A 14,586-nucleotide genomic window follows, 5' to 3' on the forward strand; every position below is an offset into this window, starting at 1 on the left:
TTAGAAGCCAAGTGAGGCAACGGCCCCTAGAATCAGAGAACCCAGCATTGCGATCAGCATTAGCCAAACGGCAACCATAGTGATTTTTTGGAATCGGGTCTTTTTCTTGCGTTGCATCGGTATTTTATCCCGCCTTTCAATTTATCCTTTTCAGTTTACACATCTTATCACGCAAATTCAAATTTGGTGTTGATCTGTGTTAGAATTAAACTTAACTAATTTTATCGGAGGCAGTTTTGAATGGTACGACAATTGATCATGGAGTTCATCATCTTGATCGGATATGGACTGTTGGAACAGCTGACGATTAGGCTGTTCAAGCTGCCGCATAAAAGGGCTGCCTGGTTGTGGGCGGTGCTTTTAATGATCCTCAGTTTTTGGAACTTGGGTTTTTATTGGTATTGTTATGTTTTGATTGTCTGGATGATTGCGGGAATTGCTTTGATTATTTTGCAGCTGACGGCCGCTCATCAGTTTATCTATCGTCAGTATTGGCCAGCCTTTTGGCGAGTAACGCTGGTTATTTCAATCGCTGCCTTTTTGGTTTCTTTGACCGGATCGTATCTGCCGGTTGTTTAGAAAATCGTCAAGGAATCACTTAAATCGAGCCGTTGTCTCCATCCAAGAGACAGCGGCTTTTTAGGTTGTACAAAATTATTAAAATCCATGGTGAGTGGTGGGGGATTGTGGTAGACTGTATCTGTAACATTGGTCCAAAAGGGGGGATTGGTATGTTCATGGGTGAATATGAACATACGATTGACGATAAAGGTCGTCTGATCATCCCCGCAAAATTTCGTTCGCAGCTGGGCGAAGGCTTTGTCGTTACGCGTGGCCTGGATGGCTGCCTGACTGGCTATCCGCTCAGTGTCTGGCATGAATTGGAAACAAGATTAAAGTCGTTGTCAATGACGAAACGTAATGCACGAGCCTTCGTGCGTTTTTTGTATGCTGCGGCGACCGAATGCCAGTTCGATAAGCAAGGACGGATCAATTTGCCAATAGCACTGCGACAGCATGCTGCTTTAAATAAACAGTGCACGATCGTTGGAGTATCGGAACATTTGGAAATCTGGGACAAAGAACGCTGGCAACAGTATATGGACAATACAGCTGCCAATTTTGACCAGCTTGCCGAAGATCTTGACTTCGATCTGTAGCTTGTCGGAAAGGAGGTATATTAATGACTGAATTCAACCACGTAACGGTGCTGCTCAACGAAGCAGTTGCCGGCTTGAATGTTAAGCCAGCCGGCGTCTACGTTGATGCAACGCTTGGTGGTGGCGGTCACAGTGAGGCAATTTTAAAACAGCTAACGACGGGGCATCTGTATTCTTTTGACCAGGATCAGACCGCGATTGACTATAACCAAGAGCATTTGGCACCTTATTTAAAAGCTGGTCGAGAAACCTTTATTAAGGATAATTTTCGTCATCTTAAATTGGCATTGAATGCTCAAGGCGTAACGAGCTTTGATGGGATTGTCTATGACTTGGGCGTTTCTTCACCCCAGTTTGATGATGCCAAGCGAGGCTTTAGCTATCAGCACGATGCATTGCTGGATATGCGAATGGATCAGAGCCAGGCCCTTTCCGCGATGGAAGTTGTCAATGAATGGCCATATGAGCGGCTGGTCAAGATCCTGCATCGCTATGGCGAAGAAAAATTTGCCAAACAAATTGCCCGTGCTATCGAGCGTCAGCGCCAACAAGCACCGATTAAGACAACGCTTGAGCTGGCTGAGGTTGTTAAAAGTGCGATTCCGGCGGCTGCTCGTCGGCATGGCGGCCATCCAGCCAAAAAAAGCTTTCAGGCAATTCGCATTGCAGTCAATGATGAGTTGGGTGCCTTGGAAGATTCCTTGGAGCAGGCATTTGAGATGCTTAACGTTGGTGGTCGGATCAGTGTGATTACTTTTCAGTCACTAGAGGATCGACTGGTCAAGACGATGTTTAAAGAACAGGCATCATTGCCGGAACTACCACCCGGTTTGCCTGTGGTTCCACCGGACATGGAGCCTAATTTTAAATTGGTAAACAAAAAGCCAATTTTGCCAAGCGATGCAGAACTGCACGACAATCATCGCTCGCACAGTGCAAAGCTGCGAATTATTGAAAAAGTCAAGTAGAAATCAGTAAGGAACGTGTTTTATATGGCCTCAAATGCGGCAAGAAAATTAAATCAACCAACGCCTCAATTGACGCCGCGCCCTAATCAGCCGACGCCACAAGTAAAGTCACATCAGCAGCGCTTGCCGTTCTCGGCCTTTGAAAAGACCCTGATGATCGTTGGTGCGCTAGTCGTTTTTTCAATGATGATTATGGTCGTAACGACGCAGCTGTCAGTCGTTAATCAACAGCACCGTCTGCAAAATCTGCAAACGCGGGTAGCCAACGTCAAACAGCAGAACGTCAGTGATCAGCAGGAAGTTACCACGCTGACCAGCCAATCGCGATTAGACCAGATCGCGCAAAAATATGGTCTCACGGATGCAAATTCAAGCGTAAGGAACGTTAACAAGTAATGAAGAAACAACAACAACGAACGATTGGAAAGAATCAAAAAAATCGAAAAGCATTCGGTATTGCCTTATTCGCAACGTTTTTCCTTATTTTTGTTCTGTTTGTCGTTCGTTTTTTTGTCATTGCATCAACTAAGGACGTTCAGAATCGTAATTTACAGACGATGGCCAGCCGCATGTACACGTCCAAACGAATTATTGAAGCCAAGCGTGGTACGATCTATGACTCGCAAGGGAATGCGCTGGCTCAAGATACCAAGACCTATACCGTTACGGCAATCCTAAGTCATCAAAGCCTGACCGCCAAGGGTAAGCCCAATTACGTTACCAATAAGAAAAAAGCGGCCAAGGTGCTGGCCAAATATTTGGATATTACTGAGAAAAAGGCCTTATCAATTATGTCGCCAAAGCGCAAAAACGTCTATCAAGTTGAATTTGGTACGGCTGGCAGCAGCATCTCAGTCAGCACGATGCAAAAGATCAAGGCTCAGCACGTCACCGGATTAGAGTTCACCTCAACGCCTGCTCGTCAGTACCCAGCCGGCGAGTTTGCCAGCCAGCTGATAGGTCTGGCAACGGCCAAGACCAATGTCAAGACCGGTCAGTCCAAGCTGGTTGGTCGGCTGGGGCTGGAAAGCTATTTTAATAAGAATCTAACCGGGACGAACGGCTTAAAAGAAATCAAACAAGACGTCTATGGCTATCAGTTAGCCGACAGCCAGGTCAAGGGTAAGCCGGCCAAGGATGGTGCCGACATCTACACGACTTTAGACAATCGGACCCAGCGACAGCTTGAGACGCTGATCACCAAGGTTGAAAAAGAAACCCAGGCCAGCTCGATGACGGCCGTGGTCATGGAAGCCAAGACCGGAAAAATTCTGGCAGCAACGCAGCGGCCCAATGTCAACTCATCAACTCCAGTCTGGCGAAACGCTCTGGTACAGGATACTTATGAACCGGGATCGACGATGAAGGTGCTGGCACTGGCAGCTGCTATTGACTCAGGCAATTTCAATCCTGAGGCGGTCTACAAATCTGGAACCTGGGAGCTTGGCGGTGGCAAGATCACTGATTGGAATACGGCTGGTTGGGGCAATATTACATATAAGGAAGGGTTCTATCGCTCTAGTAACGTTGCCTTTGCTCATATCGAACAGGATATGGGATCAGCTACCTGGAAAAAATATATTGAGAAGTTTGGCCTGCTGAAAAACGTTGGTGTCTATGGCATGAGTGGTGAATCCAAAGGCTATACGAGCTATAAGGGAACTTTGGAACAAGCCAACACGGCATTTGGTCAAGGAATTACCGTCAACGTGATGCAGATGATGCAGGCATTTTCAGCCATTGCCAACAACGGCAAGATGGTTAAGCCGTACTTTATTAAAAAAATCGTAGCCAGCGATGGCAAGACGATTGAAAAGACCAAGCCCAAAACGGTTGGTCAGCCAATCAGCAAGACAACGGCCAAGAAGGTTCGGCACTATATGCAAGGCGTCATCTACAATAAAAATGGGACCGGCCAGGTGTACAAGATCAGTGGCTACCGGATCGCCGGTAAGACGGGGACGGCTCAGATCGGGAGCTCGCATGGTTATGAGACGGGGAGTACGAACTATCTGTACTCATTTGTAGGTATGGCACCGGCTAAGAACCCTAAATATATCGTCTATATTACGATGAAACAGCCGCAAAACATTACCAAAGCGGCAGAACAGTACATGGCTGATGTGGTCAATCCAGTTACCAAGCAGCTTTTGGAACGAGCTGCTGCCAAGGATTCCAAGCAGCAAGGCGTCGTCAAGCTGCCAAACGTTGTTGGGATGAGTACTACAGCGGCACAAAAAAAGCTGCAGAATAAAAAGCTGAACGTTGTCGTCTTGGGAAATGGCAAAAAGGTTAAGGAACAATCGGCCAAGCAGGGGAGCAGTGTGATTATCAATGAGCGCGTCTTCTTGCTTACAGGTGGTCAAGTTACGATGCCAGACATCTCTGGCTGGTCTCAGGCCGATGTCAGTCGTTTTGCACAACTAATGGGCTTAAAGTTGAAGTCAACTGGTGGCGGCTATGCGGTCTCACAAAGCATTAAGGCCAACACGACCCTTAAAGCGGGCGCATCCTTGCAAGTACGCTACAAGGCAAAATAAAGCAATAAGAGAATTGATTTTTAGGAGGATATCATGAGTATACTGGTTGTCATTTTGACGCTGCTCAGCTCGTTTTTAATTACGTTTCTGCTGATGCCGTCGTTGATTCGCTATTTCCGTGCCAAAAAAGAAGGACAGCAGATTAGAGAAGAAGGGCCAACCTGGCATGCCAAAAAAGCCGGCACGCCAACCATGGGGGGACTCTTGTTTATCGTTGCCGCTTTGGTAACCTGCCTTTGGGTCGCCATCTGGCAAGGAATTTTAACCAACACGATGTGGGCATTGCTGTTTGTGTTGGTAGTCTATGGTTTGATTGGGATGTGGGATGACTCGATCAAGATTTTCAATCACCAAAATGAAGGCTTCAAGCCGTGGCAAAAAGCACTTTGTCAAGTTATTGCAGCCATGATCTTTACTGTGATCTATCAGCATGAAGGCTTTCAAATGGGCTTTGGTAGCTCGCAGATTGGTTGGCTCTATGGCCTGTTCATTATTTTTTGGATAGTTGGCTTTTCTAATGCCGTCAACTTGACGGATGGTCTGGATGGCCTGGTAACCGGATGCGGTATCGTGTCATTTTTGGCCTACCTGTTTTTGGCCATTATGCAGCGTCAGTATGAGGTTGCACTGTTTTGTCTGGCAATGGTAGGTGCCTTAGCCGGCTTCTTCCCTTATAATCACAAGCCGGCCAAAATCTTCATGGGCGACATGGGATCGCTTTCAGTTGGGGCCTCATTGGCTGCGGTATCACTGTTGCTGCATCATGAATGGTCGCTTCTGTTTATTGGGATTATCTATGTTGCTGAAACCTTAAGCGTAATTTTGCAGGTGGCAGCTTTTAAGACGACTGGTCATCGAATCTTTCCAATGACGCCAATTCATCATAGTTTTGAGATGAAGGGCTGGAGTGAATGGAAGATTGATATCGTATTTTGGAGCGTGACGCTGCTGTTTTCGATCCTGTCGATTGGCACGATCATGCTGTTTGAATAAAATCAGGTTTTAAGAATAATTTTAAAAATTGGGCGGCATAAACGGTCTATGATTGTCTATGCACTCAGAAATAATTTTTACTTTTAAAAAATAACGAGGTGAATTTTCGTGCGACAGGTAACGAAGTATCAAGGCAAAAAAGCCTTAGTATTGGGATTTGGAATCAGCGGCATTAACGCGGCTCATCTGTTGGTTAAATTAGGGGCCAAAGTTGTGGCTAATGATCAAAAAACGCCAGATGATCCAGCAGTCGTGGCCGATTTAAAAGCGGATGGCATTGAGGTTATTACTGGCGAAAACCCATTATCACTGGCTGACGAAGACTTTGACGTGGTGGTTAAGAATCCCGGTATTCCTTATGATGTGCCATTGGTTCAAAAATTCATGACCAAAAAAACGCCAATTATTACCGAGGCTGAACTGGCCAGCGAGATCTTTGCCGGTCATCTGATCGCCGTTACTGGCAGCAATGGCAAGACGACGACGACGACTTTGATTGAAAAAATGGTTGCCAAGAGCAATCCTTATCAAACGGCTTATGCTGGCAATATTGGGGTTTCGTTCAGCAAGACGGCTGAAAAGATGGGCCCTGATGACACGATTGTCGCTGAATTGTCCAGTTTCCAACTGTTGGGTGCACCAACGATTCATCCGCAGATTGCCGTAATTACCAATATTTTTGCCAATCACCTCGATTATCATAAGAATCGCGAAAATTACATCAATGCCAAGCTCAATATTACGCGCAACCAAACCAAGGATGATTATTTGATCATTAACTGGGATCGTGATGAATGGCAGGAAATTGCCCGTCGCTCCAATGCAACGATCGTACCTTTTTCGCGGCTCAACAAGAGTCATGAGGGTGCCTATGAACAAAATGGCGAGATCTTTTGGCGTGATGAAAAGATCATGGCTGCCAAAGACATTCGTCTGATTGGCCCTCAAAACGTTGAAAATGCCTTGGCAGCAATTGCAGCAGCCAAGCTGAGCGGTGTTTCGACTGCCGATATCGTAGACGTTTTAACGACCTTTGCTGGTGTGCGTCACCGACTGCAGTATGTCATGGAATATGAGGGACGGCGCTTTTACAATGATTCCAAGTCGACTGATATCGAAGCTACTGAGGTGGCTTTGCAAGGATTTGAACAGCCGGTCATTTTGTTGGCTGGAGGTCTGGATCGTGGCTACACGTTTGAGCGCTTGGTACCTTACTTTAAAGAACACGTTAAGGCCATCATTGTATTTGGTGAATGTAAAAAGCAGATGAAAGATGCTGCAGAACAGGCGGGCATCCCTGAGATCATTGAAACTGAAAATGCCGTGACGGCCGTACCAGAGGCGTGGAAACTAAGCGAGCCTGGCGATGTCATCTTGCTTTCACCAGCCAATGCCAGCTGGGATCAATTCCCAAGTTTTGAGGTGCGTGGTGATGAGTTCGTCAAGGCAGTTGAGCAGTTGACCGGACAAAAGGAGCAGAAATAATGAGAATCATTGTTTCCGGTGGGGGCACCGGTGGTCATATCTATCCAGCGCTGGCTTTGATTGAACGTTTAAAGCAGGTTGAGCCGGATACGCAGGTACTTTACGTGGGAACCGATCGCGGGCTGGAAAACAAGATCGTTCCGGCAGCTGGACTTGAATTAAAGGTACTGCACACGCAAGGGTTTAAGCGTTCGCTGTCTTTGGAAAACTTCAAGACGGCCTATTTGTTTTTAAAAGCCGTTCATGAAGCCAAAAAGATTATCAAAGACTTTAAGCCAGATGTGGTCCTGGGTACCGGTGGCTATGTCAGCGGTGCTGTTTTGTATGCAGCAGCCCGCCTGCACGTACCAACGGTTATTCATGAGCAAAACAGCGTTGTCGGCATTACCAACAAGTTTTTGAGTCATTATGTTGATGAGATTGCCATTGCTTTTGAGGCAGCTAGAGACCAGTTCCCGGCTGCCAAGGTTACAATGTGTGGCAATCCCCGTGCTCAACAGGCTGCGGCCAATGCTGACTCTGATTTCTCATGGACCAGCTATGGATTAAGCAATGATAAACCGGTCCTGATGATCTTTGGTGGCAGTCAAGGGGCACCAAAGATTAACGCCAGTGTCGTTCAAGCGATTCCAGAATTCAGCCAGCGCGACTACCAGGTGGTTTTTGCTACGGGACAAAAGCGCTATAACCAGGTTAAAGAAGCACTTAAAAACGTCAAGATTGGATCAAACGTCAAGATTGTTCCCTATATCGAAGACATGCCAGCCAAGATGCCTAAGGTAGCCTGCCTGGTTTCAAGAGCTGGCGCGACAACGATTGCTGAAATTACGGCCCTGGGAATTCCAACGATATTGATTCCAAGTCCATACGTAACGGCCAATCATCAGGTCAAAAACGCGATGGCATTGGTTAAAAACGGCGCGGCAGCTATGATTACTGAAGATAAGCTGGATGGTCGGTCGTTGCTGGTCCAGGCTGATCGCTTGATGGAAGATAAGGCAGTGCGTGAAAAAATGGCCGTGGCTTCGAAAAAAATGGGACGACCTGATGCAGCTGATCGCTTGATTAAGATTTTGCATAAGGCGATTGCCGATCACCAAAAATAAAAGGAGGGGAAATCATGAACAGCGACGAAAAACGCAATCAAGAGCACCAGCGGTATGCACGCCGACTGGCCAAGTTAGAGGCTCAAAGTGCCATGGCTTTTGATCGCCGTCGTCGCTATCAAAAGCAAGGCATTGGCAGCCGGGTCAAGGGGATTAAGCACGCACAACAAATCAGCAACACTCGCCGAGTACTGAGCGTTTTGATTCCATTTGTGATCATCTTGCTGCTGGCTTTGTATATTGTTTCCCCGCTTAGTAAGATTACAAGTATTCAGGTAACCGGCAACCAGGATCTAACGGCAGCCAAGGTTGAATCGGCAGCTCAGATTAAAAAGGGCGCATTGATCTGGCGCGTTTTAAGTCAGCAAAAAAAGCTGGAGCAGACGGCTAAAAAGGCCAATCCACAGATCAAGTCGCTCAAGGTCAGCTTGACCGATCCACAATCAATCAGAATCAAGGTTACCGAATATCCAATCATTGGTGTGATTGAGCATAATGGTGTCAACCAGCTGCTGATCGGCAACGGTCGTCTGAGTCCCGTCAAAAATCACTCAATCTCTAATTTTGTACGCTATGCCGGTTTTGAGCATCATGAAAAGATCATGCAGCAGACGGCGCGACAGATTGGCAGCCTGCCCAGTGCTATCAGAGCCGGCATCTCCGAAGTCACGTTTGCGCCTACGACCTCAGATGCTAAACGACTGCGCATCTATATGAATGATGGTAATGAGATTCTGGTGCGATCGGACAATCTGAATCAAAAGATGCGCTATTATCCTTCAATTGCTTCTAAGATGAAGGAAAATGGCGTGGTTGATCTGCAATATGGGGCCTTCTCATATTCATATGACAACCAGGACGAGTAGGTTCGTTGATCAAGCGCCAAATAAACATGGTTTGGGCCTTTTTTGAATCATGTTAAGTGTGGTAAAATTTAGTACAGTTTATGATTACAATCTGAATCCGGGTTGAATTTTAGAAAACAGGAGGGTTCCAGGTAGATGGAAAATTCACAAGTCTACGTTGGCTTAGATATCGGAACCACTTTAATCAAAGTATTGGTATGCGAAAACGTAAAAGGACAATTAAAAGTTGTAGGCACTGGCGTTCAGCCATCTGCTGGGCTGAATCGTGGCGTGATCGTTGATATCGACAAAACTGCTCAGGCAATCTCCCGAGCAGTTGCTGAGGCCGCAGCCAAATCAGGCATTGATATCAAAAAAGTCGTTGTTGCACTGCCGGCCAACTATTTGCAGATGGGCCATGTTCACGGTATGATCACGATTGCCAGTCAAGGTCAGTCACGCGAGATCGTCAACCAAGACGTAATCGACGTTGCACAGTCAACGTTAACGCAGAATCTGCCACCAGAACGTGAAATTATTGACCTGGTTCCACAAGAGTTTACGGTCGATGGCTTTAAGGGCATTAAGGATCCACGGGGCATGGTCGGCGTTCGCTTGGAATTGGCAGCAACGCTTTATACCGGACCAAAGACGATTGTTCACAATACCAAAAAAGCAGTTGAGCAGGCTGGCCTGCAGATTCAAGACCTGGTTGTTTCACCAATTGCCACGGGCTTTAATCTTTTGAACGATGGCGAACAAGACTTCGGGACGCTGGTTGTCGACATGGGTGGTGGTCAGACTACGGCCAGCATCATTCACGATCATCAGCTGAAGTTTGTCTATGTTGATCCAGAAGGCGGTCAATTGGTAACGCGTGACATCTCGACCGTGCTCAACACCTCAATGCGCAATGCCGAGCGTTTGAAGCGTGACCATGGCTATGCCGATAGTCGGATGGCGGATGAAAGCGTTCAGTTGGCGGTTGACGTGGTAGGCCAGAATCAGCCGGTTGAATATTCGGAAAAATATTTGGCTGAGATTATCGAGGCGCGAATCCGTCAAATCTTCCAGCGCATCAGCAATCGTCTAAAAGAGGTTCATGCGCCGAATCTGCCTGGTGGCGTGATTTTGATCGGTGGCTTAACGGCTTTGCCTGGCGTGGTTGAATTGGCCAAAGAATACTTTACGGCCAACGTTAAGACTTTTGTACCGGAACAGATGGGCGTTCGGCATCCAGGGTTTGCACTGGCGATTGCTCTAGGCATGTACGAGGATCACTTAAACGACATCGATCGCCTGCTTAAGCAGACCGTTCAGCAGGGTGCATTGATCATGAGCCCTCATCAAGCCGATAATCCTCGGCAAACCGAAACGACGCGCGGCTATTATCAAGAGCGTTATCAAAAGCCAGCAAGACTGGATGCTTCTTCGGATGCTCAGCAGCCCGAAGAAGCTCCAATGACACCGGAAAAGCCGGCTAAAAAGCCTAAAAATAAAGGCAGCATCAAACGTTTCTTTGAAAATTTCTTTGACTAATCAAACTAACCCTAACGTGACGGAGGAACCAACGAATGGACAATGTAACGAATGAAACAGACCAAATGCAATTGGAAGGTGCGAAGATCAAGGTTATCGGCGTCGGTGGCGGTGGCGGTAACGCGGTTAATCAAATGATCAACGACAAGGTATCTGGCGTTGACTTTATCGTAGCCAATACTGACCTGCAGGCCCTGGATGCCTCACATGCACAAACCAAGATTCAATTAGGACCTAAGCTGACCAAGGGATTGGGGGCTGGCTCCAACCCAGAAGTCGGTGCCAAAGCGGCCCAAGAAAGTGAATCAGAGATTTCAAAGGCGCTGGAAGGTGCTGACATGGTCTTTGTGACTGCCGGTATGGGTGGTGGTACCGGGACTGGTGCCGCTCCAGTAGTTGCCAAGATTGCCAAGGACTCTGGTGCCCTGACGGTGGGTGTCGTTACGCGTCCATTTACCTTTGAAGGTCAGCGTCGCTCTAAGCTGGCCAGTGAAGGGCTGGAAAAATTAAAGCAAAACGTTGACACGCTGATCGTGGTTGCCAACAACCGTCTACTGGAAATGATCGATAAAAAGACGCCAATGATGGAAGCTTTTAAAGAAGCCGACAACGTTTTGCGTCAAGGGGTCGAAGGGATCTCGGATTTGATCACCAACCCAGGCTACATCAACTTGGACTTTGCCGACATTCGTCATACGATGGAAAACCAAGGCTCTGCTTTGATGGGGATCGGTTCATCAACGGGTGAAAACCGTGCTGCCGAAGCCACGAAGAAAGCTATCTCCTCGCCATTGCTTGAAGTATCGATTGACGGTGCCGAACACGTCTTGATGAACATCACTGGTGGTAAGAACCTGTCAATGTTTGAGGCTCAAGAGGCATCCAACGTTATCAGCCAGGCTGCTAATACCAATGTCGATATTGCCTTTGGGATGGCCATGGATGACACGCTGGGAGACGAGGTTCGCGTAACGGTTATTGCTACTGGGATCGATAAGGCCAAGCAGCAGCGTCAGCAGGCAGCTGCCGCTCGTCCAATGAGCACGCCGACTGCCAGTGAGCCACGGGTAGCGCGCGTTGAGCCAGAAGCTGCGCCGGTTCCAGAAAATACAACGGTAGAACGGCGAGCTGAAGAACAGCAGCCGGCTGAAACCAAGCGAGCAGAACGGGCTGATTCCCAAGATCCATTTGCCGGCTGGGATGATCCTACGGCAGGCACCCGCCTGACGGATACGCGGGAGCAAAACGATGAATTCAATCACGTTAAGAAGCCAGAATTTAATGTCTTTCACGGTGATGTTGCCGCATCCGATGAACAAGACAATGATAATCTGACGACGCCGCCATTCTTCAAGAATCGTCGTCACGACTAATGAGTAATTTGGGAGAGCTGGCTAAAGGCGCTCCCTTTTGCTGTATCTTTAGCTCAAAATTAAAGGAGGAGCGAACATGGCAAATTTCTTCAACAACTTTTTTGGAATCGGCAATGAGTCAGAGACCGAAAACTATGAACCACAGCCAGTCGCACCAACAGCCCCCGTTGCATCAACTACCAGCAGTAAGGTAGTACCGATCGATCGGTCGCATGTTTCAGTTAAGTCAGCACCGGCTGAAAATGGCAAGATCATGCTATTTGAGCCACGGCTGTACGGTGAGTCCAAGGAAATCGTTGATGAGCTCTTGAATCATCACGCCGTCATCGTTAATTTCTCGCAAATGGACAATAAGGCAGCCAACAAGGTCGTTGACTTTTTAAATGGGGCTGTCTATGCAATTGACGGCGAGATTAAGCGCATTGGCGAGCAGATCTTTTTATGCGTGCCGCGTGGCGTTGACGTTGCCGGTAAACTGGCTGGGGATCTTAATTCCAACAGCAGCGAACGACTTTAAGGGGTATTATGATTGCATATTTGATCAATAAGATAATTGACGCCTATATATTACTGATCGTAGTATGGTGTCTTTTGACCTGGTTTCCTGGTGCCATGCAGAGCCGTTTGGGTGAATTGCTTACTAGACTGGTTCAGCCATACCTGCGCTTTTTTGACGAGCATATTCCACCACTGGGCGGGATCAGCTTTGCCCCCGTGGTAGCCGTATTCGTGCTTTATCTAGTCCAATATGGCGTGATTATGCTGTCGCGGTTGATTGGCTATTAGGAGCAGATAAATGACTGATGAAGAAAACATCAAGCAGCATTTTCGGCCTGATGAGGCACCTTTGATTGCGCAGGTTGAGGATTGGCTGAATACGGCAGCCGACCAGTATCGTCCAGTTTTAACCGACTTTTTGAATCCGCGGCAGGTCTATATTGCGCAAACGCTGACCAACCGTCGCGATGACGTTAAGATGCGGGCCAATGGCGGCTGGGAAAAGGCCGAAATGCAGCGGATCTTGTTTTATCCCAGCTATTATGAGCCACAGACAGCTGATTTTGAACTGCAGCTGATCGAAATCGACTATCCAACCAAATTTACCGAGCTGCACCATCGTCAGATTCTAGGAACGCTGATTGGCAGCGGCTTGGAGCGTTCCGCATTTGGCGACGTACTCAACGAGGGCATGCGCTGGCAGGTAGTCGTCAGTCAGAGCCTGGTTGACTATCTGCGCCAACAGGTCAGCCAGATTGGCAAGATTCACGTTAAGCTGAAACAAGCTGATCTGGAAACCATCGTTACGCCACAAGAAGACTGGGAAAAGATGGTCGCTACCGTGTCGTCAATGCGACTGGACGTCTTGGTGGCAGCCGGATTTAACTATTCACGCAATCGCGCCAAGCAGCTGGTTGAGCACGGCGATGTTCGTGTCAACTGGGAGACCGAGATGCGTCCCGATTATCCGTTGGTAGCCCATGATCTGCTTTCCATCAGACATGCCGGCCGGATTCGGATTGATGAGATTCAAGGAAACACTAGAAAAAATAAGATTCGCGTCGCCATGTCAGTGGTGCATGCTTAGTTTGGAGGAAATGCAAATGACTTTAACCGTGGAAGAAATCAGCAAAAAACAGTTCGACAACAAAATGCGGGGCTACAATCCCAGCGAGGTCAATGAGTTTCTGCGTCAAGTAGCTAGCGAGTTTCAAGCGCTGCAAGTCAAGAATCATGAACTGATGGAAACCATCAAGGCCAATGAAGAAAAACTAAAGTACTTTACCGACTTGAAGGATTCTTTAAACAAGTCAATTCTGGTTGCTCAAGAAGCTGCTGACAAGGTTAAGACCAACGCCAAGCGTGAGGCTGAGATCATGATTCGCGAGGCGCAAAAGCAGGCGACCGATATTGTTTCCGAAGCCAATACCAAGGCCAACCAGGTCGTGGAAAACAGTGCTGATGAAACGCGGAAGCTGACTACGGAAACCAATGATCTTAAAAAGCAGACCCGAATCTTCAGACAGCGGCTGCAAGTAATGCTGGAATCACAGCTGGAAGTCGTTAAGAGCAAGGATTGGGATGAGCTGCTGGCTAATGACGATCTGAGCAAATACGACGAAATTCAAAAGATTTTGGGAAGCAGTCTTGACAATCATTCGACAAACAGTGTAGAATCACAAGCAATTGATCAACCAGTTGCTGAAAAGTCGCAGGAAAGTCAAGCACCAAAGCAGGATCAAAAAGCTTCTGCCAAGCCAGCCGCTAAAAACGAAGGCGAGACGGTCGTTGTCTTTCCTGACAGTACGGCACACTAGTTGATGATTAATCGCGAACAAACTGTTGAGGAGAATCGCGCCCCCAGAGTCGTATTTCAGCGAGCCAACGAATGGTGAGAGGTTGGCAATTAAGGCCTGGGCAGCTATCATCTCTGAACGCCAATGCGAACTAAGTAGCATTGGCCGGTTCATTGCCGTTACCAAATGACTTAAGGAATCAGACAACTGATTTGAACTTGGGTGGTACCACGAAAACGCTTCGTCCCATTGCGGATGGAGCGTTTTGTCGTTTGGACGCGAT

At 47.6% G+C, this 14,586-nt stretch carries 16 protein-coding genes; 15 read left to right on the forward strand and 1 reads right to left on the reverse strand.

Annotated features, from left to right (window positions below; translation table 11 throughout):
* Nucleotides 1-117, reverse strand: coding sequence for a DUF4044 domain-containing protein (locus tag QOS03_RS04535; RefSeq protein ID WP_006499693.1), 117 nt, complete (start codon nucleotides 115-117; stop codon nucleotides 1-3).
* Nucleotides 118-240: 123 nt separating this feature from the next.
* Here QOS03_RS04535 and QOS03_RS04540 point away from each other — a divergent pair, with 123 nt between their 5' ends.
* From QOS03_RS04540 to QOS03_RS04610, 15 genes are all read left to right on the forward strand, one after another.
* Nucleotides 241-579, forward strand: a complete 339-nt coding sequence (locus QOS03_RS04540) for a hypothetical protein (RefSeq protein WP_169462014.1) — start codon at nucleotides 241-243, stop codon at nucleotides 577-579.
* A 152-nt stretch (nucleotides 580-731) separates the two neighbouring features.
* Nucleotides 732-1,160, forward strand: coding sequence for a division/cell wall cluster transcriptional repressor MraZ (mraZ, locus tag QOS03_RS04545; RefSeq protein ID WP_283575492.1), 429 nt, complete (start codon nucleotides 732-734; stop codon nucleotides 1,158-1,160).
* Nucleotides 1,161-1,183: 23 nt separating this feature from the next.
* On the forward strand, nucleotides 1,184-2,128 hold the full coding sequence (rsmH, locus tag QOS03_RS04550; RefSeq protein ID WP_272208303.1) for a 16S rRNA (cytosine(1402)-N(4))-methyltransferase RsmH: 945 nt from the start codon (nucleotides 1,184-1,186) through the stop codon (nucleotides 2,126-2,128).
* A 24-nt stretch (nucleotides 2,129-2,152) separates the two neighbouring features.
* Entirely contained in the window at nucleotides 2,153-2,524 is a 372-nt protein-coding gene (gene ftsL2, locus QOS03_RS04555; RefSeq protein ID WP_283575493.1) for a cell division protein FtsL, read from the forward strand.
* Nucleotides 2,524-4,668 carry a penicillin-binding transpeptidase domain-containing protein gene (locus QOS03_RS04560; RefSeq protein ID WP_283575494.1) on the forward strand — a complete coding sequence of 715 codons (2,145 nt, stop codon included), beginning with the start codon at nucleotides 2,524-2,526 and terminating at the stop codon, nucleotides 4,666-4,668. The genes ftsL2 and QOS03_RS04560 overlap by 1 nt, the downstream gene beginning before the upstream one ends.
* Nucleotides 4,669-4,701: 33 nt before the next feature.
* A complete protein-coding gene (mraY, locus tag QOS03_RS04565; protein WP_272208301.1) occupies nucleotides 4,702-5,661 on the forward strand; it encodes a phospho-N-acetylmuramoyl-pentapeptide-transferase in 960 nt (319 codons plus the stop codon).
* A gap of 108 nt (nucleotides 5,662-5,769) precedes the next feature.
* Nucleotides 5,770-7,146, forward strand: a complete 1,377-nt coding sequence (gene murD / locus QOS03_RS04570) for a UDP-N-acetylmuramoyl-L-alanine--D-glutamate ligase (RefSeq protein WP_283575495.1) — start codon at nucleotides 5,770-5,772, stop codon at nucleotides 7,144-7,146.
* Entirely contained in the window at nucleotides 7,146-8,252 is a 1,107-nt protein-coding gene (gene murG, locus QOS03_RS04575) for an undecaprenyldiphospho-muramoylpentapeptide beta-N-acetylglucosaminyltransferase (protein WP_283575496.1), read from the forward strand. The genes murD and murG overlap by 1 nt, the downstream gene beginning before the upstream one ends.
* A 14-nt stretch (nucleotides 8,253-8,266) precedes the next feature.
* A complete protein-coding gene (locus QOS03_RS04580) occupies nucleotides 8,267-9,118 on the forward strand; it encodes a cell division protein FtsQ/DivIB (protein WP_283575497.1) in 852 nt (283 codons plus the stop codon).
* A gap of 135 nt (nucleotides 9,119-9,253) precedes the next feature.
* Nucleotides 9,254-10,636, forward strand: a complete 1,383-nt coding sequence (ftsA, locus tag QOS03_RS04585; RefSeq protein WP_283575498.1) for a cell division protein FtsA — start codon at nucleotides 9,254-9,256, stop codon at nucleotides 10,634-10,636.
* Nucleotides 10,637-10,671: 35 nt separating this feature from the next.
* Entirely contained in the window at nucleotides 10,672-12,009 is a 1,338-nt protein-coding gene (gene ftsZ / locus QOS03_RS04590) for a cell division protein FtsZ (RefSeq protein WP_283575499.1), read from the forward strand.
* A gap of 76 nt (nucleotides 12,010-12,085) precedes the next feature.
* Nucleotides 12,086-12,526, forward strand: a complete 441-nt coding sequence (locus tag QOS03_RS04595) for a cell division protein SepF (RefSeq protein ID WP_169462003.1) — start codon at nucleotides 12,086-12,088, stop codon at nucleotides 12,524-12,526.
* Nucleotides 12,527-12,534: 8 nt separating this feature from the next.
* The gene (locus QOS03_RS04600; RefSeq protein ID WP_169462002.1) at nucleotides 12,535-12,795 is read left to right on the forward strand and encodes a YggT family protein; all 261 of its coding nucleotides are present in this window, start codon (nucleotides 12,535-12,537) and stop codon (nucleotides 12,793-12,795) included.
* 10 nt (nucleotides 12,796-12,805) lie between these two features.
* The gene (locus QOS03_RS04605) at nucleotides 12,806-13,594 is read left to right on the forward strand and encodes a YlmH family RNA-binding protein (protein ID WP_169462001.1); all 789 of its coding nucleotides are present in this window, start codon (nucleotides 12,806-12,808) and stop codon (nucleotides 13,592-13,594) included.
* A gap of 16 nt (nucleotides 13,595-13,610) precedes the next feature.
* On the forward strand, nucleotides 13,611-14,324 hold the full coding sequence (locus QOS03_RS04610; protein WP_283575500.1) for a DivIVA domain-containing protein: 714 nt from the start codon (nucleotides 13,611-13,613) through the stop codon (nucleotides 14,322-14,324).
* Nucleotides 14,325-14,586: the final 262 nt, after the last annotated feature.

It is taken from the genome of Limosilactobacillus pulli, assembly GCF_947381555.1.
GTDB classification, from domain to species: Bacteria; Bacillota; Bacilli; order Lactobacillales; family Lactobacillaceae; genus Limosilactobacillus; species Limosilactobacillus pulli.

Coding starts and splice junctions, on each gene's coding strand:
- QOS03_RS04535 (WP_006499693.1), bottom strand. CDS start 117: ATGCAACGCAAGAAAAAGACCCGATTCCAAAAAATCACTATGGTTGCC.
- QOS03_RS04540 (WP_169462014.1), top strand. CDS start 241: ATGGTACGACAATTGATCATGGAGTTCATCATCTTGATCGGATATGGA.
- mraZ (WP_283575492.1), top strand. CDS start 732: ATGTTCATGGGTGAATATGAACATACGATTGACGATAAAGGTCGTCTG.
- rsmH (WP_272208303.1), top strand. CDS start 1,184: ATGACTGAATTCAACCACGTAACGGTGCTGCTCAACGAAGCAGTTGCC.
- ftsL2 (WP_283575493.1), top strand. CDS start 2,153: ATGGCCTCAAATGCGGCAAGAAAATTAAATCAACCAACGCCTCAATTG.
- QOS03_RS04560 (WP_283575494.1), top strand. CDS start 2,524: ATGAAGAAACAACAACAACGAACGATTGGAAAGAATCAAAAAAATCGA.
- mraY (WP_272208301.1), top strand. CDS start 4,702: ATGAGTATACTGGTTGTCATTTTGACGCTGCTCAGCTCGTTTTTAATT.
- murG (WP_283575496.1), top strand. CDS start 7,146: ATGAGAATCATTGTTTCCGGTGGGGGCACCGGTGGTCATATCTATCCA.
- QOS03_RS04580 (WP_283575497.1), top strand. CDS start 8,267: ATGAACAGCGACGAAAAACGCAATCAAGAGCACCAGCGGTATGCACGC.
- ftsA (WP_283575498.1), top strand. CDS start 9,254: ATGGAAAATTCACAAGTCTACGTTGGCTTAGATATCGGAACCACTTTA.
- ftsZ (WP_283575499.1), top strand. CDS start 10,672: ATGGACAATGTAACGAATGAAACAGACCAAATGCAATTGGAAGGTGCG.
- QOS03_RS04595 (WP_169462003.1), top strand. CDS start 12,086: ATGGCAAATTTCTTCAACAACTTTTTTGGAATCGGCAATGAGTCAGAG.
- QOS03_RS04600 (WP_169462002.1), top strand. CDS start 12,535: ATGATTGCATATTTGATCAATAAGATAATTGACGCCTATATATTACTG.
- QOS03_RS04605 (WP_169462001.1), top strand. CDS start 12,806: ATGACTGATGAAGAAAACATCAAGCAGCATTTTCGGCCTGATGAGGCA.
- QOS03_RS04610 (WP_283575500.1), top strand. CDS start 13,611: ATGACTTTAACCGTGGAAGAAATCAGCAAAAAACAGTTCGACAACAAA.